The 25875-nt window shown below is 27.0% G+C and carries 23 protein-coding genes; 20 read left to right on the plus strand and 3 right to left on the minus strand.

Annotation, left to right across the window (positions count from 1 at the left end):
* Window position 1: 1 nt before the first annotated feature.
* From tsf to HGG69_RS01895, 13 genes are all read left to right on the plus strand, one after another.
* Complete coding sequence (gene tsf, locus HGG69_RS01830) at window positions 2-889, plus strand: translation elongation factor Ts (RefSeq protein WP_169605103.1); 888 nt, start codon at window positions 2-4, stop codon at window positions 887-889.
* 133 nt (window positions 890-1022) lie between these two features.
* A complete protein-coding gene (locus HGG69_RS01835; protein WP_169605104.1) occupies window positions 1023-1964 on the plus strand; it encodes a ketopantoate reductase family protein in 942 nt (313 codons plus the stop codon).
* A 110-nt stretch (window positions 1965-2074) separates the two neighbouring features.
* Window positions 2075-2875, plus strand: a complete 801-nt coding sequence (locus tag HGG69_RS01840; RefSeq protein ID WP_169605105.1) for an alpha/beta fold hydrolase — start codon at window positions 2075-2077, stop codon at window positions 2873-2875.
* 93 nt (window positions 2876-2968) lie between these two features.
* Window positions 2969-3949, plus strand: a complete 981-nt coding sequence (locus HGG69_RS01845; RefSeq protein ID WP_169605106.1) for an MsnO8 family LLM class oxidoreductase — start codon at window positions 2969-2971, stop codon at window positions 3947-3949.
* 2 nt (window positions 3950-3951) lie between these two features.
* The gene (locus tag HGG69_RS01850; RefSeq protein ID WP_169605107.1) at window positions 3952-4284 is read left to right on the plus strand and encodes a glycine cleavage system H family protein; all 333 of its coding nucleotides are present in this window, start codon (window positions 3952-3954) and stop codon (window positions 4282-4284) included.
* A gap of 1 nt (window position 4285) precedes the next feature.
* Window positions 4286-5149: an SIR2 family NAD-dependent protein deacylase gene (locus HGG69_RS01855; protein ID WP_169605108.1), complete on the plus strand. Its 864-nt coding sequence runs from the start codon at window positions 4286-4288 to the stop codon at window positions 5147-5149.
* A complete protein-coding gene (locus HGG69_RS03185; protein WP_336508879.1) occupies window positions 5149-7362 on the plus strand; it encodes a lipoate--protein ligase in 2214 nt (737 codons plus the stop codon). The genes HGG69_RS01855 and HGG69_RS03185 overlap by 1 nt, the downstream gene beginning before the upstream one ends.
* A 128-nt stretch (window positions 7363-7490) precedes the next feature.
* Complete coding sequence (locus tag HGG69_RS03190) at window positions 7491-9473, plus strand: alpha/beta fold hydrolase (RefSeq protein ID WP_169605109.1); 1983 nt, start codon at window positions 7491-7493, stop codon at window positions 9471-9473.
* Window positions 9466-10407 (plus strand): carbohydrate ABC transporter permease, encoded by a 942-nt coding sequence (locus tag HGG69_RS01875; protein WP_169605110.1) that lies wholly within the window; start codon window positions 9466-9468, stop codon window positions 10405-10407. The genes HGG69_RS03190 and HGG69_RS01875 overlap by 8 nt, the downstream gene beginning before the upstream one ends.
* Before the next feature lie 82 nt (window positions 10408-10489).
* Window positions 10490-11209 carry an ABC transporter permease family protein gene (locus tag HGG69_RS01880; RefSeq protein WP_237077106.1) on the plus strand — a complete coding sequence of 240 codons (720 nt, stop codon included), beginning with the start codon at window positions 10490-10492 and terminating at the stop codon, window positions 11207-11209.
* 108 nt (window positions 11210-11317) lie between these two features.
* Window positions 11318-13132, plus strand: a complete 1815-nt coding sequence (locus HGG69_RS01885; RefSeq protein ID WP_169605112.1) for a P68 family surface lipoprotein — start codon at window positions 11318-11320, stop codon at window positions 13130-13132.
* A gap of 74 nt (window positions 13133-13206) precedes the next feature.
* Window positions 13207-13536: a glycine cleavage system H family protein gene (locus tag HGG69_RS01890; protein WP_169605113.1), complete on the plus strand. Its 330-nt coding sequence runs from the start codon at window positions 13207-13209 to the stop codon at window positions 13534-13536.
* A complete protein-coding gene (locus HGG69_RS01895) occupies window positions 13536-14384 on the plus strand; it encodes an SIR2 family NAD-dependent protein deacylase (RefSeq protein ID WP_169605114.1) in 849 nt (282 codons plus the stop codon). The genes HGG69_RS01890 and HGG69_RS01895 overlap by 1 nt, the downstream gene beginning before the upstream one ends.
* Window positions 14385-14415: 31 nt before the next feature.
* Here the strand turns inward: HGG69_RS01895 and HGG69_RS01900 are convergent, their stop codons facing one another.
* Window positions 14416-15087, minus strand: a complete 672-nt coding sequence (locus HGG69_RS01900) for a ribonuclease HIII (RefSeq protein ID WP_237077107.1) — start codon at window positions 15085-15087, stop codon at window positions 14416-14418.
* Window positions 15080-16033 carry a Cof-type HAD-IIB family hydrolase gene (locus tag HGG69_RS01905; protein WP_169605116.1) on the minus strand — a complete coding sequence of 318 codons (954 nt, stop codon included), beginning with the start codon at window positions 16031-16033 and terminating at the stop codon, window positions 15080-15082. The genes HGG69_RS01900 and HGG69_RS01905 overlap by 8 nt, the downstream gene beginning before the upstream one ends.
* A 188-nt stretch (window positions 16034-16221) precedes the next feature.
* On the opposite strand from HGG69_RS01905, the gene HGG69_RS01910 reads away from it, so the two are divergent.
* From HGG69_RS01910 to HGG69_RS01930, 5 genes are read left to right on the plus strand one after another with little or no spacing between them, the layout of a single operon-like run.
* Entirely contained in the window at window positions 16222-16743 is a 522-nt protein-coding gene (locus tag HGG69_RS01910) for a tRNA (cytidine(34)-2'-O)-methyltransferase (protein WP_169605117.1), read from the plus strand.
* A 1-nt stretch (window position 16744) separates the two neighbouring features.
* On the plus strand, window positions 16745-16903 hold the full coding sequence (locus tag HGG69_RS01915; RefSeq protein WP_169605118.1) for a DivIVA domain-containing protein: 159 nt from the start codon (window positions 16745-16747) through the stop codon (window positions 16901-16903).
* Between the two features lie 9 nt (window positions 16904-16912).
* Complete coding sequence (gene ylqF / locus HGG69_RS01920; RefSeq protein WP_169605119.1) at window positions 16913-17746, plus strand: ribosome biogenesis GTPase YlqF; 834 nt, start codon at window positions 16913-16915, stop codon at window positions 17744-17746.
* An 8-nt stretch (window positions 17747-17754) separates the two neighbouring features.
* Window positions 17755-19971: an SGNH/GDSL hydrolase family protein gene (locus HGG69_RS01925; protein WP_169605120.1), complete on the plus strand. Its 2217-nt coding sequence runs from the start codon at window positions 17755-17757 to the stop codon at window positions 19969-19971.
* Window positions 19972-21120 (plus strand): YbhB/YbcL family Raf kinase inhibitor-like protein, encoded by a 1149-nt coding sequence (locus tag HGG69_RS01930; protein ID WP_169605121.1) that lies wholly within the window; start codon window positions 19972-19974, stop codon window positions 21118-21120. It abuts the gene before it with no gap.
* Between the two features lie 81 nt (window positions 21121-21201).
* Here the strand turns inward: HGG69_RS01930 and ffh are convergent, their stop codons facing one another.
* Window positions 21202-22548 carry a signal recognition particle protein gene (gene ffh / locus HGG69_RS01935; RefSeq protein WP_169605122.1) on the minus strand — a complete coding sequence of 449 codons (1347 nt, stop codon included), beginning with the start codon at window positions 22546-22548 and terminating at the stop codon, window positions 21202-21204.
* A gap of 198 nt (window positions 22549-22746) precedes the next feature.
* On the opposite strand from ffh, the gene HGG69_RS01940 reads away from it, so the two are divergent.
* Together HGG69_RS01940 and dnaG are read left to right on the plus strand one after the other, a co-directional pair.
* Window positions 22747-24117, plus strand: a complete 1371-nt coding sequence (locus HGG69_RS01940; protein WP_169605123.1) for a glycine--tRNA ligase — start codon at window positions 22747-22749, stop codon at window positions 24115-24117.
* On the plus strand, window positions 24110-25870 hold the full coding sequence (gene dnaG, locus HGG69_RS01945) for a DNA primase (RefSeq protein WP_169605124.1): 1761 nt from the start codon (window positions 24110-24112) through the stop codon (window positions 25868-25870). Before HGG69_RS01940 ends, dnaG begins: the two co-directional genes overlap by 8 nt.
* Window positions 25871-25875: the final 5 nt, after the last annotated feature.

Below are 25875 nucleotides of genomic sequence, written 5' to 3' on the forward strand. Positions count from 1 at the left end.
TATGGCAGCAGATGCAAAATTAATTAAAGAATTACGTGATATAACAAACTCAGGATTCTTAGATTGTAAAAAAGCCCTAGAAGAAACAAATAATGATATTAATGCAGCTATCGCTTTATTACAAGAAAAAGGAGTAGCTAAAGCAGCTAAAAAAGCTTCACGTGTAGCAGCTGAAGGGATTGTTAGAGCTATTTCAAATGAAAAATATTCAGTATTATTTGAATTAAATGCTGAAACAGATTTCGTTGCTAAAAACGAATTATTCCAAGAATTAGTAGAAACAATTCAAAAAGCCTTATTATCAAATGAATTCAAAACTTTAGAAGATGCTTTAAACATCGAAGTAAATGGTTCTTCATTAGAATCATTAGTAACAAACGCAACCGCAAAAATTGGAGAAAAAATCACATTACGTCGTGTTGAAAAAGTTTCATTTACAGAAGGTGAAGTTGCGGCTATTTATACACACGCTAATAAACGTATTGCCTCAATTATTCATGCTAAAGGTACAAATGGTGATGCAGCTAGAAACGTTGCAATGCACGTTGCTGCTTTAAACCCAACATTTGACACTGAAAACGATTTACCAGTTGAATTAAAAGAAAAAATTCACACTGAAGCAGTTGCTGAATGTAAAGAAAACCCAAAATTTGATTCATTACCAGAAAAAGTTCAAAACTCAATGCTTGATGGTAAATTACGTAAAGCATTCAATGAAAACAATGTTTTATCATTCCAAGCATTTGTTATGGAAGATTCAAAAACAGTTGCTCAATACTTAAGTGACAATGGTCTTGAATTAATCAAATCATACCGTTTCGAAGTTGGAGAAGGTATTGAGAAAAAAGTTGTTGACTTTGCAGCTGAAGTAGCTGAACAAATGAAATAGTTTTTTTCAACCAAATTAAAAACAGCGTACCTAACAAGGGACGTTGTTTTTTTAATTGTATATTGATATTAAAAAAACATTAAATGCTGATGTAAAATTAAGATATAAGAATATTAAATAAAAAAGGAAGTATATGAAGATATTATTTGCAGGAGCAGGAGCATTAGGATCACGTTTTGCATTTATGTTGCACCAAGCTGGATTTGATGTAACATTGATAGATAACTGAGAAACACACATTGAAAACATTAAAAAAGACGGATTAAAAGTTATTATCGATGATAAAGACTTAGGTAACTATAAAATGCCTATTTATTGCTCAAAAGAAGTTAAAAATATTAAAGAAGATTTTGACGTAATATTTGTATCAACGAAATCAATGCAATTAAGACCAATGTTGGAAGATATTAAACCGTTATTAAAAAAAGACACAAAAGTAATTTGCGTATTAAATGGTTTAGGTCACGTTGATACATTGAAAGAATACATTGACCCCAATAACATATTAATAGGTGTAACCGTATGAACATCAGGATTAGGTGGGCCAGGTATATTGAAAGCTCACGGAGTTGGAAAAGCAGAAATTAAACAAGTTGAGGAAAAAGACTTAACAAAAACAAATTCTATTATTGAACAATTTAATAAAGCTGGATTAAATTTAATTTATTCAAATAATGTTTATACATCTATTTGACATAAAGCAGCCTTAAACTGTGTATTAAATTCATACTGTACACTTATTGATTGCAATATTAATCAATATGGATCATATAAAGATCATCAAGTATTGACAGATGGCATTTTAGATGAATTAGTGAAAGTTGCAGAAGCTGAAGGAGTTAGTGTTTCTAAAGAAATTATTTCTCAAAACATTATCAACTGTTTTGATCCAAAAACAGCAGGATTACATTACCCATCATTATATCAAGATATGAAAAATGGCCGTTTAACAGAAATAGATTATTTAAATGGAGCTATTGCTAAATTAGGTAAAAAACACAACATAGCCACACCAGTAAACGCAATCATTGCCCATATGATTCATTCAAAAGAAAACAAAAACAATAATAAGTAATTTATTATCTGAACCATTTGATAATGGTTCAGTTTTTAATTTATTTGTTAAGACAAATACAAATGATTCAATTATAATATTGAAATAACAAAAAGAAAAAAAGAGGACTAATGAAAGAAATAAAATATCCATATCCATTTAAATTTATAAACAATAATAAAAGTGAATACCCGATTGTTTTTGCACATGGATTTAATTCAAGTATAAATTGTCTTGATATATTTGCGAACAATTGAAAAGATAATGATTTTTATGCAATTTCATTTCCTGGGAATCAAGGATTAAAACCAATTGAAAACCATGAAATATCAGTGTACCAATACGCACAACTGCTAGCTCAATTCATTATTGATAATGATTTAAAAAATGTTATATTGATAGGGCACTCAATGGGAGGTGGAACAATATCTTTAGCTTATGAATTGGTTAAAGATAGAATAAGTAAAATGATTTATTTAGCTCCTATGAATAAAACAAGTTTGCCTAAAGAAGAAGTGTATTTCGATACATACTTTCCAAGAACTTTCAATGAATTTATAACTAAATTTATTCCAGTTTTGTATTATGATGCTTCAATATTTACAAATGATTCACAATGAATGAAAGAAAACAAAAAAAACTTTAAAGTAAGTGATCATATTAATGACATGATAATGAAACTAGGGGAATCATTACCTGATCCAAAATTAATGAATGACATTGAAATGGCCATGAAAAAAATAACAGTACCAAGTATGTTGATAATGGGTGAAAAAGATGGTGTTATGAAAAGGGATAATTGCTTAGAATATTTCAAAAAAACCATTAAAAATGTTGAAACATACTGAATCAAAAAAACAGGTCATATGATGTTTGATGAAGATTTTGATACATTCAAAATGTTACTTAAAAACTTTATTAATAAAAAATAATACAATACGCTATACGCTAAAAATATAATTATCGTTATATAATTAGCGTATTTTTAGTTCAATTAAATTTTGTTTTTTTTGTATAATTTTAGTATGAAAATAGGAGTATTAGATCACGGTTTATTAGTTGACCAACAAACACATCATCAAACATATCAAAATACAATCGAATTAGCTAAATTTGCTGACGATATTAATCTTGACTCATTTTGAGTTTCAGAACAACATGGAGTACATTCATTAATCATTTCATATCCTTTACTGCTTATGAATGAGTTAGCACATCAAACTAAAAACATCAAAATTGGATGTGGGGGAATAATGTTGAGTAATTATCAACCTTATTCAATCATTGAACAAATAAATACATTAAACATTTTGCAACCTAAAAGATTCATATATGGTTTTGGAAGTAATCCTGGTACAGATAATGTCAAATCAGTATTTGAATCTGGAAGACATTCATTAAATTATTATTCAAAGTTATTGAAAATCACGGAATATTATAATCATGACTCAATTCAAGATATTAAACCATACAATAACCAAAAAAATGAATTTTATTTACTTATTACTGGTGTTGAAAGCGCAATATTTGCAGCTAAAAACAATTTAGCAATTATATACGGGTGATTTTTATTACCTAATAAAACAATAGCTAAACAAGTGATAGAAACATATATTGAAGAATATCAAAGAATTCATAATAAAAAACCAGTAAATATAGGTATAGCTTTAAACGTAGTAAGTTGTAAAAACAAAACCTTAAATGATGAATTGGCATCTCAAATAGCACTTTTTAGATTAGGTAAAAATGATTATAATGAGTACGAACATTTTCCAACTTATGAAAATGTTAAACAAAGAGAGTTTGATGATCAAGAAGAAAAAAAACAATTCGAAAGAAACAAAAGAAATATATTTTTATTAAATTCGATTAGCGACGTGGAAAAAATAAACAAATTATGTGAGGAATTGCATATTGATAATTTGATTATTTCACCCTTAGCTGAAAAACAAGAAGACAAAAAACGTGCTCTAACATTCATAAAAAATTATTTTAATAAGGAGTAATAATGAAAAAAATAACAGAATTTTTATTAGTAGAAAAAAAAGACGACGTATACACAATTAGAATGACACCTGAATTACAAGATGATTTAGGTACAATCGGTTTCGCTCAATTTTATCAAGTTGAAAAAGTTGACAAAGGCGACATTATCATGAAAGTCGAAGCTTCGAAAGCTATTGTTAATGTTAAAATGCCGATATCAGGAACAGTTGTTGAAAAAAATATGGAAGTGTTAAAAAACCCTCAATTATTGAATTCAGCCAGTGAAAATGACAACTGAATTGTTAGACTTACTGATGTAAATGAACAAGATTACAATGCTTTAGAAGATTATTAATATGTGAGCAAAACAATTAAATAAAAATCCAACACCAAAAGAATTAAACCAATGAATTAATGAGGCTGATGCTATTGTTGTTGGAATTGGAGCGGGAATGACTTCTGCCGATGGTATCGGATATTCAGGGAAAAGATTTGAATCCAATTTTCCCGATTTTATCAAAGAATACCGATTCTTAGATATGTTACAAGCCAGTTTGTATCATTTTCCATCATGACAAACATATTGAGCATTTCAAAGCAGATTTATGGATTTAAATTACTTTTCACAACCAGCGGGAGAAAGTTTTATTAATTTATTGGAAATATTAAAAGGAAAAGAATATTTCATAATTACAACTAATTCTGACAGCAGTTTAGAAGTTGCTGGTTTTGATCAACAAAAAGTTTTTTACATTCAAGGAAAATATAATTTATTGCAATGTAGCGCAATGTGTCATCAACAAAGATATCAAATGGATGATTTGATTAAGGAAATGATTTCAAAACAAGAAAACATGCAAGTACCATATGAATTACTTCCGCATTGTCCAAAATGTGATGCCTTTTTAGAAGTTAACAAGCGTGTAGCTTACAAAGGTATGGCAGAGGATGATCAGTTTTTTGCCGAAAAAGCTCGTTATGATGAATTCATAAAAAAAAGTTCAAATAAAAAAGTTTTATTTTGAGAATTAGGTGTGGGTTATACAACACCGCAGCTAATTAAAATTCCATTTTGAGAAATGACAAAAAGCAATAAAAACGCATTGTATATTGCTATGAACGCCAAAAATTATAGAGTTGATAAAGAAATTTTAGATCGCACTATCGCCATTAATGACGATATAAATGCATTTATGAAACAATTAAAAAAGGAAATTTAATGATTTTAATAGAACCTATTCGTAATGGTAAATATTTAAAAGACGGTGCATATTGATTAGCTATTCAAGTTTGAGCACTGAACAATTTAAACGTTGATGATACAATTGTATTTCCGGCTATTGCAGATCCGCATATTCAACTTGGTTACTTTCAAAACGCAGAAGTTGAGGTAAATCATCAATTTTTAACAGATAACAATATAAGCATAGTTCGTAGAGATACGGGCGGTGGTGCTATATATATCGATTCCAACGCAGTTAATATATGTTATATTATTCCTTATGACAAAAATAATAACATTCTTGGAAATTTCCAAAAATTTTATGAACCAACCATTCAAATTCTTAAAGAAATGGGGGCGAATAATATTGAACAAACAGGTAAAAACGATTTAACAATTAATGGACGTAAAGTATCGGGTGCAGCAATGATGCTCGCAAATAATAAAGTGTATGGCGGTTATTCTTTATTATATAAAGTAGATTATGATTCAATGGTTAATGCATTGAATCCTAACCGTAAAAAAATTGCTTCTCAAGGAGTTAAATCAGTAAGGCAAAGAGTAGGTCAACTTAATGAATACTTAACAAACGATTTTAATAATTTATCAGTATTTGAATTTAAAGATGAAGTTATTAAAAGATTATTCAACGTTGATTCCATCGAAAAAATTAATCGCTACGAATTAACTGAAAAAGACTGAAAAGAAATTGATGAATTAGTAAATAAAAAATATAAAAATTGAGATTGAAATTACGGTCTAAGTCCTAGATATGAGTATAATCGTGATGCAAGGTTATCTATAGGTACTGTAAACTTTTCATTTTGTGTAAATGAAGGAAAAATTGAAAAATGTAAAATAAGCGGAGATTTTTTTACAAAAAAACCAATTAGTGAATTAGAAAACGTACTCGTGGGTACAAAAATGCGTTATCAAGAATTATTTAATAAATTAAATTCCGTTAATTTAAATGAATACTTTTTTAGCGAATTAAATGCAAAAGAAGTCACAGAATTGATATTAGACATAAATAAATACAATCCATTGTTTCAAAAAATTAAATTAAAAAACCATATATTGGATAATAGATTTGTATTATCTCCTATGACATTAAATTTAGCTACTAAAAACGGTAAAATGACCAAAGAAGAAATTGATTATGCACTCAGAAGAAGTCATTCTGCTACATTACAAATTTCTGGAGGAGCTTATTTTGACGATTTTGGACATTTATTTGAATATGGATATAGCGCTAAAGATGATGATGATATTGAATCATTAGCTAAATTAGCGAATGCAATGAAAGCCCGCGGTTCAGTGGCGATATTACAATTAGCACATGCTGGTAAGTGATCTGTTGCTTCAATAAAAGAACATGGATATGTATATGGCCCTAGTTATGAACACTTACACACACCAATAGAACACGATGTTTTTGAATTGTCTATTGAACAAATAAAGCAAATTGTAACAGATTATGGTAAAGCAACTATAAGAGCAATTAAAGCTGGTTTTGATGGTGTTGAAATATCGATGGCTCAACGTCTATTACTGCAAACATTTATAAGTAAATTAGTTAACAAAAGAACAGACGAATATGGATGTCAATCATTAGAAAACCGTTCAAGATTATTACTGGAAGTCATCACTGAAATTCAAAGAGTTATTGATGATTATGCAGATGACAACTTTATATTTGGTTTCAGAGCAACGCCCGAAGAAACTGTTGGTAGTGAAATAGGTTATACAATTGAAGAATTTAATTCAATCATGGATTTGATATTAAATACTGCAAACATATCGTACTTGGCTATTGCATCATGAGGGCATGATATTTATTTAAATAAAGTACGCTCAAGTGAAAAATATAAAAATCAACTAGTGAATAAAGTTGTTTATGAACATATTAATAAACGTATACCAATAATTTCTAGTGGTGGTATTAATACTCCCGAAAAATGTTTGGAAGCATTAGAGTATTCAGATTTAGTTGGTCTTTCATCAGTTTTTGTTGTCGAACCCGAATTTGCTCAAAAATTAAAAAATAATAAACCTGAAGAAATAAATTTAAAATTAACAACAGACAGACTTGATGATTTAAAAATTCCTTCAAATACATTCAAAAATATCGTTAGAATGTTTGATTATGGTGAAACAATTCCGGACGAAACAAGACAATTATTGACTAAAAATTCAAAAAAACAATATTAAAATACAATGTCAAAATGCTGAAATTTTTTCAGAATTTGGCAGTATTTTTTTTAAAGTAGAATTTTAAAGTTTCAACTAGAAAAAAATAAAGCTATTCGTGTAAAATTATAAACAAAAAGCGAGGCAAAATGAATTATAAAACAGACGACTTATACCCATATCCGTATATATTTAAAGACAATAATAGCCCAGAGAATCCAATAATTTTTATACATGGTTTTAATTCACAACCTGGTGTTTTTAAAAAAATTCAGAATTATTGAACTAAAAATGATTATTATGCATTATGAATGCCTGGTTGTAGTGGTTTAGAGCTTAAAAACGATCACAAACCTGATGTCTATTTTTATGCAGAATTATTATTAAATTTCATTGAAACACACAATTTAAAAAATATTATCTTAATAGGGCATTCAATGGGCGGCGGAATTATTTCCTTGGCTTATAAATTAAAACCGCATCTGTTTGCAAAAATGATATATTTAGCTCCAATGAATAAAACTTCATTGAATGTTAAAGATAATTATTTTGATACTTATTTTCCACATGATTTTGATGGTTTTATTAAATATATGGATGCATTATATTTTGACATCTCACGTTTTAAAAACGACGAAAAATGAATGAAAAAATATCGCATGCTTTTCAATAAAGAAGATTATTGTAATGACAATATTATTGAATTAGGCAAATCATTGCCTAACATTGATATTATGAATGATATTGAATCAGGAATGAATAAAATTTCCGTTCCATCATTATTAATTCTTGGTGAAAAAGATGGTGTGATAGACAGAGACGAATGCGTTGAATATTTTAAACATAATATCAAAGATTGCCAAACTTTTTGAATACCAAAAACTGGTCATATGATGTTTGAGGAAAATTTCGAAAAATTTATTGAAATTATTGATAGCTTTATAAACTGTAAATCTTCTATAGTTTCAATCGAAAATTTAGATTTTTCATATGATAAAAAAAATGGTGTAAAAATTAAAAAATTAAATATTGAAGAAAATAATATAACAGTATTATTGGGACCATCAGGATCTGGTAAAACAACATTATTAAATTTAATTATTGGATTTTTAAGAACAAAAAATAATGCAATCAATATAAAAAATAATCCAAAAATATATGAAATTGGTTACATCATGCAAGAAAATAATGTATACCCTAATTTATCGGTGTTTCAAAATGTCTATTTAAGTGCTAAAAATTATCCAGCATGGGTAAATTCAGCAAGATTGAATGCTATGGAGGATGTATTACTTTTATTGGGCAAAATTAAATTATTAAAAACTATTAAACATAAATATGAATTGGAAATAAACAAACCTAAACAAAACAAAATTAAATTAACATATTTATTCAATAAATTCAGATTTATTTGTTCAGTGTTGTTGCTTCCAAAATTTGTTGTTTTTGCTCATTGTTTAGAACATTTAAGATTAAAAAATATGTTCAAAAAAGAGTGGAAAAGTATATCTGAAAAACTAGGTTTATCTGAATACTCTAATAAAAAAGCATGTTTACTTTCCGGCGGTCAAAAACAACGTGTTGCATTCGCTAAAGCTATTATCAAAAAAAACAAACTGATAATTCTAGATGAACCCTTTTCCGCACTAGATGCCAAAATAAAAGAACAAACAATTGAATGAATTATCGAAATAAAAAATGAGTACCAATTGTCGATAATAATGGTTACTCATGACCAACAAGATGCAGTTAAGGTTGGAGATAAAATCATATTATTGAACAATGGTGAAGTTCAACAGTACTCAAATCCAGAAGAATTATATAACAACCCCAATAATTTGTTTGTTGCAAAATTTATTGGTTCTCCGGAAATAAATTTAATTAATGAAACTGATAAATATTTTGAATACATAAGACACAATAACATTTCTATTAATCCAAGTGGAACCAATCGCATAATAAATAAAAAACATTTAGGAGATAAAATTGTGTATTCAATTGAATACAACAAATACACTGTTAATGTTTTATCAAATAACAATGAATTCAGTATTGATCAGTGTGTGGGGATTGAATTTAATAAAAAAGATATATTAAAATTTGATTTTGAAGGTAAACGTATTTATGAATAAATTTAAACAAATTTTAATAGAAAAAAAAGATTGAATTGGTTACGTATATTTATTGCCGTTACTGTTTCTCATAATTTGTTTTATATTTGTGCCTATATTAAATTCCTTTAACAGTTCTTTAGTTATTTATCCAAATAAGCATAACTTAACCATAACTTCAAAAGGTTTTGATAATTATTTAGATGTATTGAGTGATAAACAATTTTATCATGCAGTCAAAAATTCAACATTAGTACTTATTTTAGGAACTGCATTATCATTTTTTATAGCATTTGTAATTTCGTTATCTTTAGAGTCTTTGATATCTAAAATGACATCGAATTTATTATTAACTTTGATTTACTCACAATTTTATATATCTTCTTTTGCAGTTGGTACCGCATTTATATATTTATTTGGTGAGAAAAACATATTTTTTAAAGCTTTTGGTTCAGATTTCAGTTTTTATTTTGGTAAGTCAAACATATTTTGATATTACGTTATTTTTCAAATATGAAGATCCTTGCCTTTTAATATAGTTTTATTTTCCGCTTCAATAAACAAAGCCAATATTAAATATAAAAGAGTTATGACGATTGATAATTTATCGTTATTCAACAAAATTAAAGACATTTATTTAAAAGAAATTAACAAAACAATATTTGTTGTAATTTGTACAAATTTCATCTTCGCTTTTTTAATGTATCCTTATATTGTATTGGATGAACATTTTCCAATAGAATCTAGAAACGGTCATACAGTGGCTAGTTATATATTGAAATATTTAGGAATTCCTAAAGGTGAATACTGAAATAAAGAAAAAGCATTCGCAGCATCTTTCAGTGTATTGGTATTTGTCTTTTTAAATTTGATTATTTTACATTTATTAAGACCTAAATTTTGAAAAAAATTAATTCAATTAATAAAACATACAAAAGGAGAAAAAAATGTTTAAAAAAATATTTTATGAATCCTTGAAATTATTATTCATAATATGCGGTTGTTTATTCGTTTTATTTCCAATATATTTTTTATTAATGACTGCACTACAATCAAATTCCACCTCAGCATCAGTAACTGAAACATTATTAATTAAAGAATGAAATTTTGATGTATTTATTTCTTTATTTAATAAGAAATTATTATCATCATTTTTATTAACAATATCTTCATCAATATTATTGGTTATTATTAGAATAATCGTTTATTCTTTAGCTATAACAGGTTTAATCAAAATCAAAAGTTTAAGATTCAAAAATTATTTTGTTTATTTTTTATTATTAATTAGTTTAATACCTGAATATGTTTTGTATTCATCTTTAAAACTTGAATTAAATAATTGAAACTTGACATCTTATTCATGATTTTCAATGATCACAAATGGTTTTGTAAGTTTTTTTATATTTGCATACACATATAAGATTGCGCAAAACATTAGTGACGCTAAATCTAGATTGATTAAAATTGACAATATTAAATGATATGAAAAAGTTATGTATGTTTATTTACCGGAACTCAAATTATCATATTTACTATTAATAATTTTCACAACTACATCAGTATGAAATGATTATTTATGACCTAAATATTTATTAAGTTCTTCTGGAAAAACGAATATTACTTTGTGATTTTTATACCCAAGAACAAATGATGTGCCCCTCCCAAATATGATTGCCGCAGGTGCCATTATATCTATGTTAATTCCTCTATCAACTTATTTAAGTTTTTCAAAATTTATCAATAAATCAACAAGATAAAAAATACTTTTTAACATTTTTTTCAAAAACCACACGTTAAAAAGTATTTTTTAATTCTATTTTTTACGTTAATATATAATATAAATATCAAATTTATTAAGAGGTAATATGAATATTAAAAATAAAAAATTATTAGTTTTATCATGTGCTGCCATTGGGATTATCGCACCACTAAGTTCAGTATCATGTTCAGCTGATGAAAAACAAGAAAATAAAGACGAACAAAATCAAGTACAAAATAAAGTTATATTTTCAACTGCACAAGGGGAAGACTGACCTTTAATGCGTGGTATTAAACCATTGGTTGATGAATATAATAAAACACAAAACACGCAAGAAGGATTTGTTGAAGTAGAATTACAAACTGCAGAAGATCACTTTAATTACGAAGAAATTGAATTATTAACAAGTGTTAAAACAAGTATAAACGAAAAAAGTAAAATTATTCCTAATATTATTTTAGGACAACATTCCGGAGCATATATCATAAGTCAATATGATCGTTTATTAGATATGAATGAAAATGGAATTAACAAAACATTATTTCATTCAAAAATAAATAAATTACATTCACAATTAATAGGTAATGAAGATAAAAATTCTAAATTATATTCATTGCCTTTTGACATTTCTGATACAGATGGATTGACATTTAATCTAGATTTAATGAACAAAATTTTTGAAATTGTCAAAGCTGGAGGTGGAAATGTTGATGAAAAAATGCCTTTATATGAAAAAGCACTTAAAGCAAGTACTACTGGAACAAGTATTCCAGCTAAAAGCATATTTAACTATATAGAAGCAAAATCAAAAACTGCATTCAAAGATTTAAATGTTAATGCAAAAACATTTGAATCTTTAAAATCAGTAAGAGACTTTGTTAAAGCATTTCACAATGGAATCAAATTTAATAAATCTTCAGTTGATTCTTCAGTAAAAAACGGGAGTTTATTGGCAATTGATTATCAAGAAGAGGTATTCCAAAAAGAACTAGCGTCTATTTCAAACGAAAAATTATGAACAATAGATAGCAAAGGCGTTGATTATACAAATATTCTAGAAAATAAAGAAGTTCAAGATTCGTTCAAAAATTTATGAAATGATTGAAACTCGGCATTACTTACACATGATATAAACGTTGGTGAAGCTGCATCTAGATCAGTTAACAATTCATTGGCTAAAAAAACTCTTTCAGCTGTAAGTTACAAACAAAACGGGGCTTCTGATTGAGCTAGTTATGACATAAGAACATATGATACTGCAATTGCTTATGCAGCATCTGTCGGTAGAAATTATTCAATGCAATCACCTTGATCAAAAGGATATTTCAAACCAGATGCAGATACTTATGCAAGTTGAGCTTCATTAACTGACGTTGAGCATCAAAGCCAGTTGATAAAATCAAGTGAAAATGGTAAAAAAGTATATTGAGAAGGTGGTTCATCTCTTATTGCTATTAGAAATGATAATGAGAATTTAAACACTGGAACAATTAAGTTTTTAAATTGACTATATACAGGACAAATTAATAAAGTTCCAAATTGAATTTATTTTGCACAAAATACAGGTTATATTATCCCTTATAAAGAAGTTCTAACAAATGAAAATTTAAAGTTGTTAAAACAAAAAGAACAAGAAGAAATTAACAAATGAAAAGAAGACATGGAAAAAAACGCAAGTCACTTAATAAATGCTAATAACTATCATTCAGCAATTGTTTCATTGAATTCTATACTTAAATATATTGATAAAGATGCTGAAGTTATTGAGGCAAAAAACAATTATAATGGTGACTGAACATCGTTCCAAATTATTTCAGAAATAAAAACAACACTATTGAATAACTCATCAAAAAATATCAAAGAAAAAACCAATGGTGAAAGAATGTTGAGCTCTTTAATTCAAATTATTAATAATAATTAAAACAAGAGCTTATGCTCTTTTTTTAATTACTTAAATTTTTATTGTATTATATTAGTAATTACGCAAGGATTACAATGAAAATAAAAGATTATTTAATTATAGAAAAACAAAATGATTTATACACGATAAGGTTAAGTGCTGAATTACAAGATGATTTAGGTACAATAACATTTGCACAAATGAATAAAAAAAAGTTTTTAAATAAAGATGATACCCTCATGTCAATTGAAGCATCGAAAGCTGCAATAGATATTAAGGCACCTATTTCCGGAAAAGTTTATGAATTTAATAAAAATGCTATTGAAAATCCAAGATTATTGAATTCTGAATTAAATGAAAATAATTGAGTCATTACATTGACGGATGTTGATATTAAACAATATAATTTATTGGAAGATTACTAATGAAAAAAAACGAATTCACAAATAAAATGTTGCGTGTAAAAACGCTTATTGAAGAAGCTGATGCCATTGTTGTTGGTGTTGGTTCTGGAATGAATCTAAGTGATAATATAGGTAACTCGGAAAAAAGATTTAATCAAAACTTCAATAAATTTATTGAAAAATATAACTTGATTGACGCAATGCAAACTACATTATATAATTTTAATTCCAAAGCTGAATACTGAGCTTTTTATTCATTGTATGTATATCATAATTTTATAAATCAGCCAATTGGGCCAAGTTATTTAAATTTAAAAAAAATATTACATAAAAAAAATTATTTTATTATAACAACTAATAATGATTCAGCTTTTATCATTTCTAAATTTGATCAAAAGAAAATTTTTTATAAACAAGGAATGTTAAATTCCATGCGATGTTCTTCACTTTGTCAAAATAATAGTTATATAGATGATGATTTAATTATTGCTATGTGTAAACAACAAAAAGACTTTAAGGTGCCGCAAGAATTAATTCCACGCTGTCCAAATTGCGACGCGTATTTAGAAATTAATATTCGTGATGCTTTACAAGGTATGATTGAAGATGAATATTATGAAAAAGCTAAACAAAGATACGAATTTTTCTTGAACAAATATAACAATAAAAAGATTGTGTTTTTAGAATTAGGTGTTGGTTGTACAACCCCGCATTTAATTAAATGAGAATTTTGAAATCTTGTAAAAAACAATATTAATTCATCTTACGTTAGTGTAAATAAAAAACGTTATCGTATTGAAAAAAGCATTCGTGATCGAACTATAGAAATTAATGGTGACATTGCAGAGTTTATTAATAAATTAGTTTAAAAAATAACCTTATTGAATTATTAAGGTTATTTTATTTAGACTCTGATCCAATAATTTCGTCAATAGTTTTGAAATTGGCTTTTGCAACGTTATATAATTCATCTTTTCCGTATATTTTGACGAATTCTTTACCAAAAGCAATATTTTTATTTGAAGCACCTAAAGGAAATATTACTTTATACTTTTCATTTTGAATGCTCATTGCTTGTAAAAACAAATAACGAGCAATAATTGAAGCAACAGCAACGCTTAATATTTTGTCCTCTGCTTTTGTTTCGTACAAAACATTATTCTCAGGTATTTTGAAATCTAATGATGTTTTTAAAAGTTTTGTCTTATATTTTTCAATACTTAAGAGTGTTGAAAATTGATCAATAAACGAATCTTTATTTATTTCTTTTTCCATTGCATTAATATTTTTAAAATGATATAAAAGTTTGACTTCATTTGTGTTTAAAAATTTCGCCAACTTATTGTTACCTTGTTGAGATAAAGCTGATTTCCGATAAATAGATAACTCCATTAATTTCGGTGCAATTTCCATTATTTTTTTATCTGTTATTTTTTTAGAATCTTTAACGCCTAAATCAATTATTTTTTGTATGTTTTTAACTGGTATATACGCTGCAACAAAAACAATAGGGCCATAAAAATCGCCTACACCCGTTTCATCACAACCTATATAATCTTGAATATTATTCATTTTCTTCATCATAGAAGTGAGCTGCTCCTACAATATTCATTTTTCCTTCATTTAAATTAGTGTGGAATTTTTTCGCGTGATTTATGTATTTATCTGGGTTGTTTAAAAATTTTTCAATGAAATAACCAACAGCCCCCTCTTTATTTGTTTGTTTCATGACAACGTTAGCCATTGCTTTGATTTGTTTTTCAGCATTAGCTGGTGCAACACCAACGGTACATGTTTCAAACATGCTTATATCATTAAAACTGTCTCCCATTGCAATAGTTTCATCAATATCAATATCGTAATAACGCATTAATAATGAAATTACCTTTGATTTTGTTACACCTATTGAAGTGATATCGAACACAGGTGTTAATCCCTCACCTTTTGATCATGAAGAAAATTCACCAAGATCACCATAACGGCGTTTTAGATAACTCAATAATTCTAATACGTCTGTAGTTGGTTTAACATCGAATACTATTCCAGTAGGTTTTAATGGAAGCTTTGTTAATTCAATACTTTCTTTAAATTTCGCTGCAGTATTAAAATTGAATACACGTTCCAATGCTTCGTCACGGTGTTGTAATTGTACTCAGTCCGGTCCTTCTATTGCATAATTAGATATTTCCTTTTTAACCTTTTCATCCCCCAAAATGTACAATACCTCGTTTAAATCCAAGTATGAAATTGTTGGTATAAAAAATGGATCATTTGGTAAGTGAATGTGAGCTCCGTTATAATTACCCACTATAGCATTCAATCCTAATTTTTCATAAAACGGCTTTGTACTTCTTCATGGTCTACCCGTAATTATGGAAACAATGTGTCCTTCAGCAACAGCTCTTTTAATTTGTTCTTCAGTTTTTGGGTGAATAATACCCTTACCACTATCTGCTAATAATGTACCGTCTAGGTCAATAGCAAATAAAAATCTTCTTTTGTTTGTTTTTTCTCGCATAATACTCCTAAATTAATGAAAATTATAATAAAAAAAGCATTTTATTTTACAAATTTATTGAAAAACACTGGACTATGAGTACTTTTTACTGAATTTTGCTGAATATTATTTTAAATAAATTTGCTGAGAAAAAACTTTAAATTTGAAATAACTTTGATTTTTATAAATATTTATTTATAATTGAAATTATGATTAACATAGTATTATACCAACCAGAAATTAGCCCAAACACAAGTAATATTATTAGATGTTGCTATGCAACGGGTGCAAAACTACATATAATTAAGCCAATAGCATTCGATTTACATCCCCACTGATTAAAAAGAGCAGCAGCGGGACATTTTTTGAGTGATATTCCACACGAAATTCATAACAGTTGAAATGATTTTGAAAAAAAATATGGTTCTAAAAACATTTTTTATATTTCCAGATATGCACAAAACACTTATTCAGAAATTGACTATAAACAAATATATGAAAACGAAAAAGAAGTATGATTAATGTTCGGTACCGAAAGTACTGGAATACCTAAGAAAATACTACAGAAAAATTTGGACAACTGTTTACGAATACCTATGATGCCAAACGCAAGATCATTGAATCTTTCTAACACTGTAGCGATTTTATCTTATGAAGTAGTTAAACAATTAGATTTTGAAAACCTATCTAAATACGAAGTTCAAAAAGGTAAAGATTTTATAAAGGAATAACATGCCAAAGTATATTAATATAGATAAAATTGTCAAAAAAAAATTTTCAGGATGTTTGAATGGTTATGATCCTGAAGAAGTGGATGAATTCATTGATGAATTAATTGAAGATATTAAAGAATATCAAGAAACAATCAAACGTTTAGAAAACGATAAATAAGGAGTTATAATGATTAACTGATTTCCAGGACATATGAAGAAAACATTCGACATCATCAAACAAAAGGAAAAATTGTTTGATGTATTTATTATTGTACTGGATTCACGTTGTCCAATATCTTCATACAATTATGAATTTGATAAGATTGCTCCTAATAAAAAGAGAATTTTTGTTTTCACTAAAATAGATATGACAAACAAAAATCGTTTTCAAGAATTAATGAAACAATACAATAACCCAAAGGATGAAATTTTAGCTTTAAATTTAAAAAATGCAGCAAAAAGTCAATCACAGTTACACAAAGTTATTAAAAAAATATATAACCAAAAAAATAAAATTAATGCTGCAAAGGGATACAAAACACCACCACTTAAAATCGGTGTACTAGGAGTACCTAACGCAGGTAAAAGTACATTAATTAACATTTTAGCCAAGTCAAAAGTAGCTAAAGTCAGAAATGAAGCTGGAGTAACAAGGAGTGAGCAATGAATAAATTGCAACAATGAATACATGCTTTTAGATACCCCGGGATTATTGTGACCTAAATTTGATGATCAAAGTACAGCTGTAAAATTAGCGATAATTGGCTCAATTAAAACGGAATCTCTTGATCAAAAAAATCTTGTTTATGAATCATATAAATTAATTTCTCAATTTAAACCAGATTCATTGACAAAGTTAGGATTAGTACCTACTGAAGATGAAATTAAAATATATGACAACATTATTGAATTAGCAAGAAAATTGAAACACTTAGATAAAAATAAACAAATCATCATTAACGACACGTATAAATATCTAATGAATTATTTCAAAAATTTAACAGACATTATTTATGATTAGGAGCGGAAATGAATATATTATCTTTTAAAAAAGTGGTTGATTTAAACAAAAATACAATCAATATAAACGTTATTAATAAAGAATTAAATTATGTAGCAATTGGTGATTCGATTGCTGCTGGTTTTAATTCGAAATTCGGTTTTCAAAGTTGTGGTTACAAAGATGATGAATTGAATAAAATTATTGGTTTTTCTTATCCGTCATATTTTGCGCGAATGATCAATGAATTAAAACCAAATTTTGTAAATCAATTCAATAACTTTTCATTTTCTAATATAACAGCAAAACAATATTTAGACTTGTTATCACGTCAAGAGGACATTTCACATTCAACAAAAACATTGTTTAAATTTATTAATGCATTAAACAAGGAAGACACCAATCCATTTAAAAATGAGTATAGTGATGAATTCAAAGACTTTAATTATCAAAATCATGATTTCGATTACATGTATACTCAAATTTCTAAGGCTAATTTAATTACTGTTTCGCTTGGTGCTAATGACTTTATTAAGTTGTTGCCATTAAAAACGCTAATTAAGTATTCAAATGAAAAGAATGTATCGATAAAAAGAGATTTATTGATTCAATTACATCAAGAATTAAATTTTGTAAGTGAAAAAATCAAAAAATATTTAAAAGGTGTTTACATTGGATTGAGAAATTTAAATAATAATTCAAATATTGTTTTCTTAGGATATCAAAAAACATTAATTCATTTTGAATCATTAATAAACAGTTTATTTAATACTGAAGATATTGTCGATGAAGAAATCTCAAACATTTTAATAGGATACTTGAATTTATCAATTAAAACAGTTGCCAATGAAAATAATTGTCAGTATATTGATATAAATGATACTGAGTTTATTGAAATTCACAAAGATCAATTGTATGAAAACATATTTGATATTCACCCCACTGAAAAAGGTCAAAAGTTTATTGCGCAAATTTTGGCTAATAAATTATTGATAAATCGTGATTTTATTCACGATTCATATAAAAATACCAATAATCGGATTCTTACTTTATTGCCTTCATTAAAGGTGTTCTTAAAGGATAATTTAAGTTACAACAAAACCATTGATTTAGGCCAATCGGACATGAGTATTCTTGTGTCATTATTCGGTTTATCACGTGGAGATAGATTGTTTTTAGATGATTCAGTTGAAATCGAGTATAAACATTTATTTGTTCCTGATTTTAAAATCTCTTGAGCTTTATCTCACATGGATTCGATAATGAATATAGACGTATCGCGTTTTATTAAATTATGAATTCAAACCAAATTTCATGATGAAAATTATGAGTACGAATCAAAAAAACTTATCATTGAATATTTAAACAACCGTGATTGAAGTAAACAAATTATCAAGCATTTATTAACTGGTGATGGTGTGAACGAATTGATTAAAACATACGAACATCAAATTATAAAAACAAGAAGATACGGAAAAGAAATTGATATCCGTTCAATGTTAGATGCAAAAAATATGCTTTTAGTTGATCAAAAATTGATATATTCAGTTGTCAAATTAGTTTTCAACACACCATTCATAATCAGTACTAAAGAACAATTAAATAACATTTTATATGCGTTTTTACGTGAAATATTAACGAAACCATTATTAGAAACATTAATTGGACATAAATTGGATGAAAAAATGATTCGTATCAGAGAATACGTTTCTGAGTTGGATAGCTTTAAAGAATTTGTGGAATTTTTATTAACAAATTTAATAATTAATACAAAGAAATTTATTGAATTAGATAGTTTTGATGAAATGTTTAAAAGATGAATATCACTGAACTATTACAAACTTATTTACTATTTCGATAGCATATTGTTTGAAATAACAAAAACTGAAAATGAGAAAAAAACTTTAAATTTAATTGTTTCAACAATTTTATTATCGAATAAATTAACTAATATAACTGAAGAAGAAATGGAAGAATTAAATAAAAAAGTCGAGTCATTATTATGATTGAGTAAATTACATAAGGTAAGATTAAATGCTATGTTCATTTTATTCATGAAAGAAATGAAGAAAATTAAACCTTATGAATTAATTTTTAACCCCAGATCAAAAAAAAGACGTAAATGATACGCATTTAATTTAGCTAGAAAATTGAAATATTTAAATATATTAAAAAAATTCACTTTAACTTCAATGCAAATCAATAGATTAATTAAAAAAATAAAAGCCAAACAAAAAGGGGAATAGATGAGAGTATATTCAAAAACGGTTAATGTTTATAATGTTATTGAAGATATCAATGGTCTTGGTTCGCCGCATTCACCACATATTGGTTGAGATGAAGTCAAAAACGCTAAAAGTTACGCAGTGTCAATAATCGATCATGAAGCGTGCGGTGTTGCTGGATTAAGTTTTATTCATTGAGGAGTATTGAATATTAAGGGAGATCATATTTGTCGTGATTCAAGTATAAGAAAAGCAAAAGAATTGTTCCAAATTGAAAATTCCTTATCTAAAAAAGCATTAAACCCATTGATCCACCAATCTAGTTTGATTGATAATGCAAATTCCTATTATGGTCCAAAGCCACCTGATCAAGATCATGTATATGAAGTCAGGGTTTATGCATTAGATTTTGAACATGTTTCAGAAGTATGAGACATAGAGAAACCCATGTTTTGAAAAGATTTTGATAATATAGTTGCAGAACACAAAATCGATTCGGGAGTATTGACATTTTCAAGCCAAAAAGCTATCGAAGAAAATGGCAAGTGTTACCACGAAGAAAGTGCAACACATGGTTTATTTTACGTATTAAATGAAAATGACGAATTAGAAGAACTACGTGTTTCAATGACTGATTTTGAAAAAGATGAACAAGGTAACTTTTGATTAGATAAACAATTTTACTTAGAAACAAGTAATACGGCTGATTGAGCTAATAAAAATTCACCAGCTTTTAAAATTAAAAACATCAAAGGTGTAAAAGAATATGCGATATTCGTGTTTAATAACAACACATCAAAAGAATGAAGTTTGGTATCTTGCGAGTATGCTGTATTGGGTATCAGATCTCAAAAAGGCGATTGAACAATTATTGAAAAAAATGATTTAAATAGTAAAGACAGAACTAGATTACCTATAAATAATTCATATTCTGAAACAACAATTGTTCCCAAAAATATTAAACAATTGTATAAAAATCGTCAAAGCAAATGAAACGTTACAATGCACAATGAATTTGCTGAAAATAACTCCAATCATGTAATGATGATATTTGCTCTAGATCAAACAATAACCACAAGAGATCAAGCGCTCAATCCGGCAGATGCGTATAGATTTGTAAAAAACAAAGTCATAGGTGAAAAAATCATTCGTTTCAAATTAAAAAAATAAAAAACACTTATTTTTTTAAAAATATAGTGTTTTTTATTTTATTTTTGTAAAAAAGTATTTAAAAATGAGTACTTTTTTTAATTAAAACAATCCACTTAATCCACCCATTATATTTGGATTTAATCCTCCGCGACCGCTAGCCATGTCTTTCATTTGTTTGGCTATTCTTTCATAATCCGCTAATAATAAGTTAAACTCTTTAGCGCTTCTTCCAGAACCTTTCATAATTCTATTTTTTCTCGATGAGTCTTTTAATAATTTAGGATTTTTTCTTTCTTCTTTCGTCATTGATGAAATTAATATTTCATACATTCTAAATTTTTCTTCTGCTTTATCAATTTGACTTGGATCAATTTTATTAGCAATACCTGGAATCATTTTTAATAATTTACTCATTTTTCCAAGTTTTTTAATTTGAGCCATTGTTTCCATTAAATCATCTAATGAAAATTGACCACTCATGAATCTATTTCCAAGTTTTTTAGCCTTAGATTCATCAATGTTTTCTTGAGCATTTTCAATTAAGGAAACGAAATCCCCCATTCCTAAAATACGTTTTGCCATTCTGTCAGGATGGAAAACTTCCAGACCAGAAATTTTTTCACTAGTTCCAATAAAATTAATTGGAATATTCAATAAATGAGTTATTGATAATGCCGCACCACCTCTGGCATCTGAATCCAATTTGGTGATAATAGTTCCATTTAAATTCAAGTTCTCGTGGAATGTTTTTGCAACGTTTATTACGTCTTGTCCAGACATTGCATCAACTACTAAAAATATATAATCAGGTTTAATATATTTTTTAATAGATTTTAATTCATCCATTAATGTTTCATCAATTGATAATCTACCAGCGGTATCGATTATTAATAAATCATTTTTGTTGTTTTTTGCTTGTGAGACAGCCTCTTTTGAAATTTGCAACGCATCATCAATTCTATTGGTATAAAAATTACAATTAATTTGTTTTGATAAACTTTCTAATTGATCTCTCGCTGCTGGCCGATAAATATCCGCTCCAATTAATAAAGGATTTTCAGCGATTTTTTTCTTTCTTAAATATGCTGCTAGCTTCGCACTTGTTGTGGTTTTTCCACTACCTTGTAAACCAATCATCATGATTATAGTTGGTTTATTTTTAATTTTTACTTCAACTGTTTTTTGACCTAAAATGTTAATTAGTTCTTCATTGAAAATTTTAATAACTGTTTGCTGTGCATCTAAGTTACCGATTTTTCCACTTTCAAGAATTTTAGTTTTTACTTCTTTTGTAAATTTTTTAACTACTTCAAGATTAACGTCAGCTTCAAGTAATGATAATTTAACCTCTCTTAATATTTCTAAAATATCTGATTCTGAAATCAGCGTTTTTTTATTCATTTTTTGTATAGATTTTTGTAATCTATTTCCTATAAAATCAAACATATTAATAATTATACCAAATCACTTAAAATCATTTATGAACTTAAAACAAAGGATAAAATCGATTCATTTTCACATTAAAAAATGATTTATAGTCAGTAAATTTTTGCAATTATAATTTTTTTAATTGAATTTTGGCATTTTTAGGCTTATTATTATAACTTAAGTTATAATTTTAATTAGTTTAAAATGAGGTGAAATATGAAAAATCAAGATAAAAATATACAAGAAATAATTAATCACTTGAAAACATCGGGATTTGTTTTTCAAAATTCTGAAATTTACGGAGGATTAGTTAATACTTGAGATTATGGTCCATTGGCAATATCAGTTTTAAACGTATTGAAAAATGAATGAGTAAAAACTTTTATAACAAATGAGCCAAACAATTTCCAAATCGATTCAAAAATTTTAATGAATTCATTAGTTTGAAAAGCTTCTGGTCATTTGGATAACTTTAGTGATTTTTTAATCGAAAATAAAATCAACAAAAAACGTTATCGTGCCGACCATATTATCAAGGATTTATTACCTGAATATGATGTTGAAAAAATGACTCGCGATGAAATGGAACAAGTAATTAGAGAAAAAGTTACAAAATACGATGGTGAAAAATGTGAATGAAACGAAATTAGAGCATTTAATTTAATGTTTAAAACACAAGCTGGAGCTATCGAAGATTCTTCAAGTACTATTTATTTACGTCCTGAAACTGCTCAAGGTATATTTACAAACTTTAAAAATGTTTCTAGAACAATGCGTCCTAAATTACCATTCGGTATTGGACAAATTGGTAAAAGTTTTAGAAATGAAATAACTCCAAGAGATTTCATTTTCAGAACTAGAGAATTTGAACAAATGGAATTAGAATTCTTTTGTACTGAAGAAGATTCGAATAAATTTTATGAATACTATATTCAAAAATGTTGAGACTTTGTTAAGTCGGTAGGTATTCATGAACAATCAATAAAAATAAGACCACATGAAAAAGAAGAGTTAAGTCACTACTCGAAAGGTACTAGTGATATTGAGTTCATGTTCCCATTTGGCTGAGGAGAATTAATGGGTATTGCAAACAGAGGAAATTACGATATGACTCAACACATCAAACATTCCGGAGAAAATTTATATTACCTAAGTGATAAAGGTGAAAAAATTGTTCCGTACTGTATTGAACCTTCGATAGGTTTAGATAGATTATTGCTAGCTATGATAGTTGATGCATACGAGGTTGAAAAAATTGAAGATGAGGATCGTATAGTATTGAATTTTGATTACAAATTCTCACCTTATCAAGTTTGTGTAACACCATTAGTTAAAAAACTATCTGAAAATTCAATGGAGATTTTTAGAAAATTAAAAGCAAATGGCATTAGAACAACTTATGAAGAATCAGGTTCAATTGGTAAACGTTACCGTCGTCAAGATGCAATCGGTACATATTACTGCATTACATTTGATTATGATTCTTTAGAAGATAATAAAGTAACAATCCGTGATAGAAAAACAATGAAACAAGAAAGAATTTCTATTGATGAAATTGTTAAATACTTAGAAAGCAAACATGAATAATAACAATATTTGAAAAACAGTAGAACAATCGAATGATATTGTTGGTGTTATTTCTGAATATTGTAATTTAATAAAAAATGGAAAAAACTATAAAGCCCCCTGTCCTTTTCATGATGAAAAAACAGCATCTTTTATAGTCAGCCCAGAAAAACAAATATTTACATGTTTTGGATGTAAAAAATCTGGTTCAGTAATTAGATTTATTGAATTCAAAAAAAACATCAGTGCATTTGAAGCATTGAAATTATTAGCGGCTAGAGCAAATATTGATATCAGTAAGTATGATAAATATTCAAATACAAGTGTAAAAACTGAGCGGCAACTGTCTTTGATTGAAATAAATGCAGCAGCAAATACGTTTTTTCAATATCAATACCATAAACAAAAAGAAAGTAATAATATCAATTTATTGAATGTTATCAATTCGAGAAAACTTGAGCAATTGGATATAGATATTGTAAAACATTTTCAAATTGGATATTCCGATGAAGATATTTCGATTAATGAGTATCTACAAAAAAAAGGATTTGCACAAAATGTAATAGCAAATTCTAGTTTAACTGCTTTTGAAAAAGAACACAGAAACTTTTTTAATAATCGTTTAATATTCCCGATTTATAACGATGACTTAAATTGCGTAGGATTTAGCGGGAGAACTGTAGTTAATGACGAAATAAAATATTTAAATACTTCAGAAAATGAAATATTCAAAAAACATTCATTATTTTTCAATTGACAAAACGTAAAAGAGAAATTGATAAAAGATAATGAAGTATATATTGTTGAAGGACAATTCGATGTTATTGCATTGTACAGAATAGGGATTGAAAATGCAATAGCTGTAATGGGTACATCATTAACTGAATTTCATTTGAAGATGTTACAAAAATGTACAATTAATTTATTTTATGATGGGGATAAAGCTGGTAAGGCAGCGACTGTAAAATCACTGAACACATTATTAAAATTTAAGGATCGTTATAAATATCGAATAAACATTATTGATAATAATTCACCTGCCGATCCCGATGAATTATTCAACGCAATGCCTAATGGCGAAGCCTTGAAAACTATTATTAAAAACAAAATAAATTATCTTGATTATATTTACAATTCAACAGTAAACAAAGATACTAATTCATTCGAAGAAAGTATTCAAAATATTAATCAATTCAATCAATATTTAACTTTATTGAATCAAACTGAACGTGATGTATTATCGAAACGAGCATTAGACGATAAAAAAATTTATGAAGATTCGTTAATAAAAAATGTTAATCAAAATGATCAGCCTATTGATTATGGTAACTATTTTATACAAGACGATTTATTGCTAAATACAACTAAATTAAGATTCACAAAAACAAGACTTATTAAAACAAAAAACAATAAATCAAAACAATTGATTAAGGGCAGTCATTCATATTATATGTACTCTATTTTAAAAACAATTTTATCGCAACCATTATTTTTAAAAGAGTTGTTGAACAGAAGTAACAACCCATCCAACGATGAGTTGAATAATTTAATATTTTTAATGACTTCAAATCATGAGCCAGAAGTTAAACAAATTATTCAAAAAAGTGTTTCGCAAATCAAAGCCAATAATAACAGCAATTTAAAAATAAATGTGGAGGAATTCAGTGATGAAATTTCAATCACAAATGAAATTTCTCAAAATATCGAACAAGTTACTGGCGCAAAATCAGCGGATGAATTGTATGAAATGATAAAAAAAATAAACCAAAATTAAATTAA

This window comes from Mycoplasma phocoenae (genome assembly GCF_012934855.1).
Taxonomy (GTDB): domain Bacteria; phylum Bacillota_I; class Bacilli_A; order Mycoplasmatales; family Metamycoplasmataceae; genus Metamycoplasma; species Metamycoplasma phocoenae.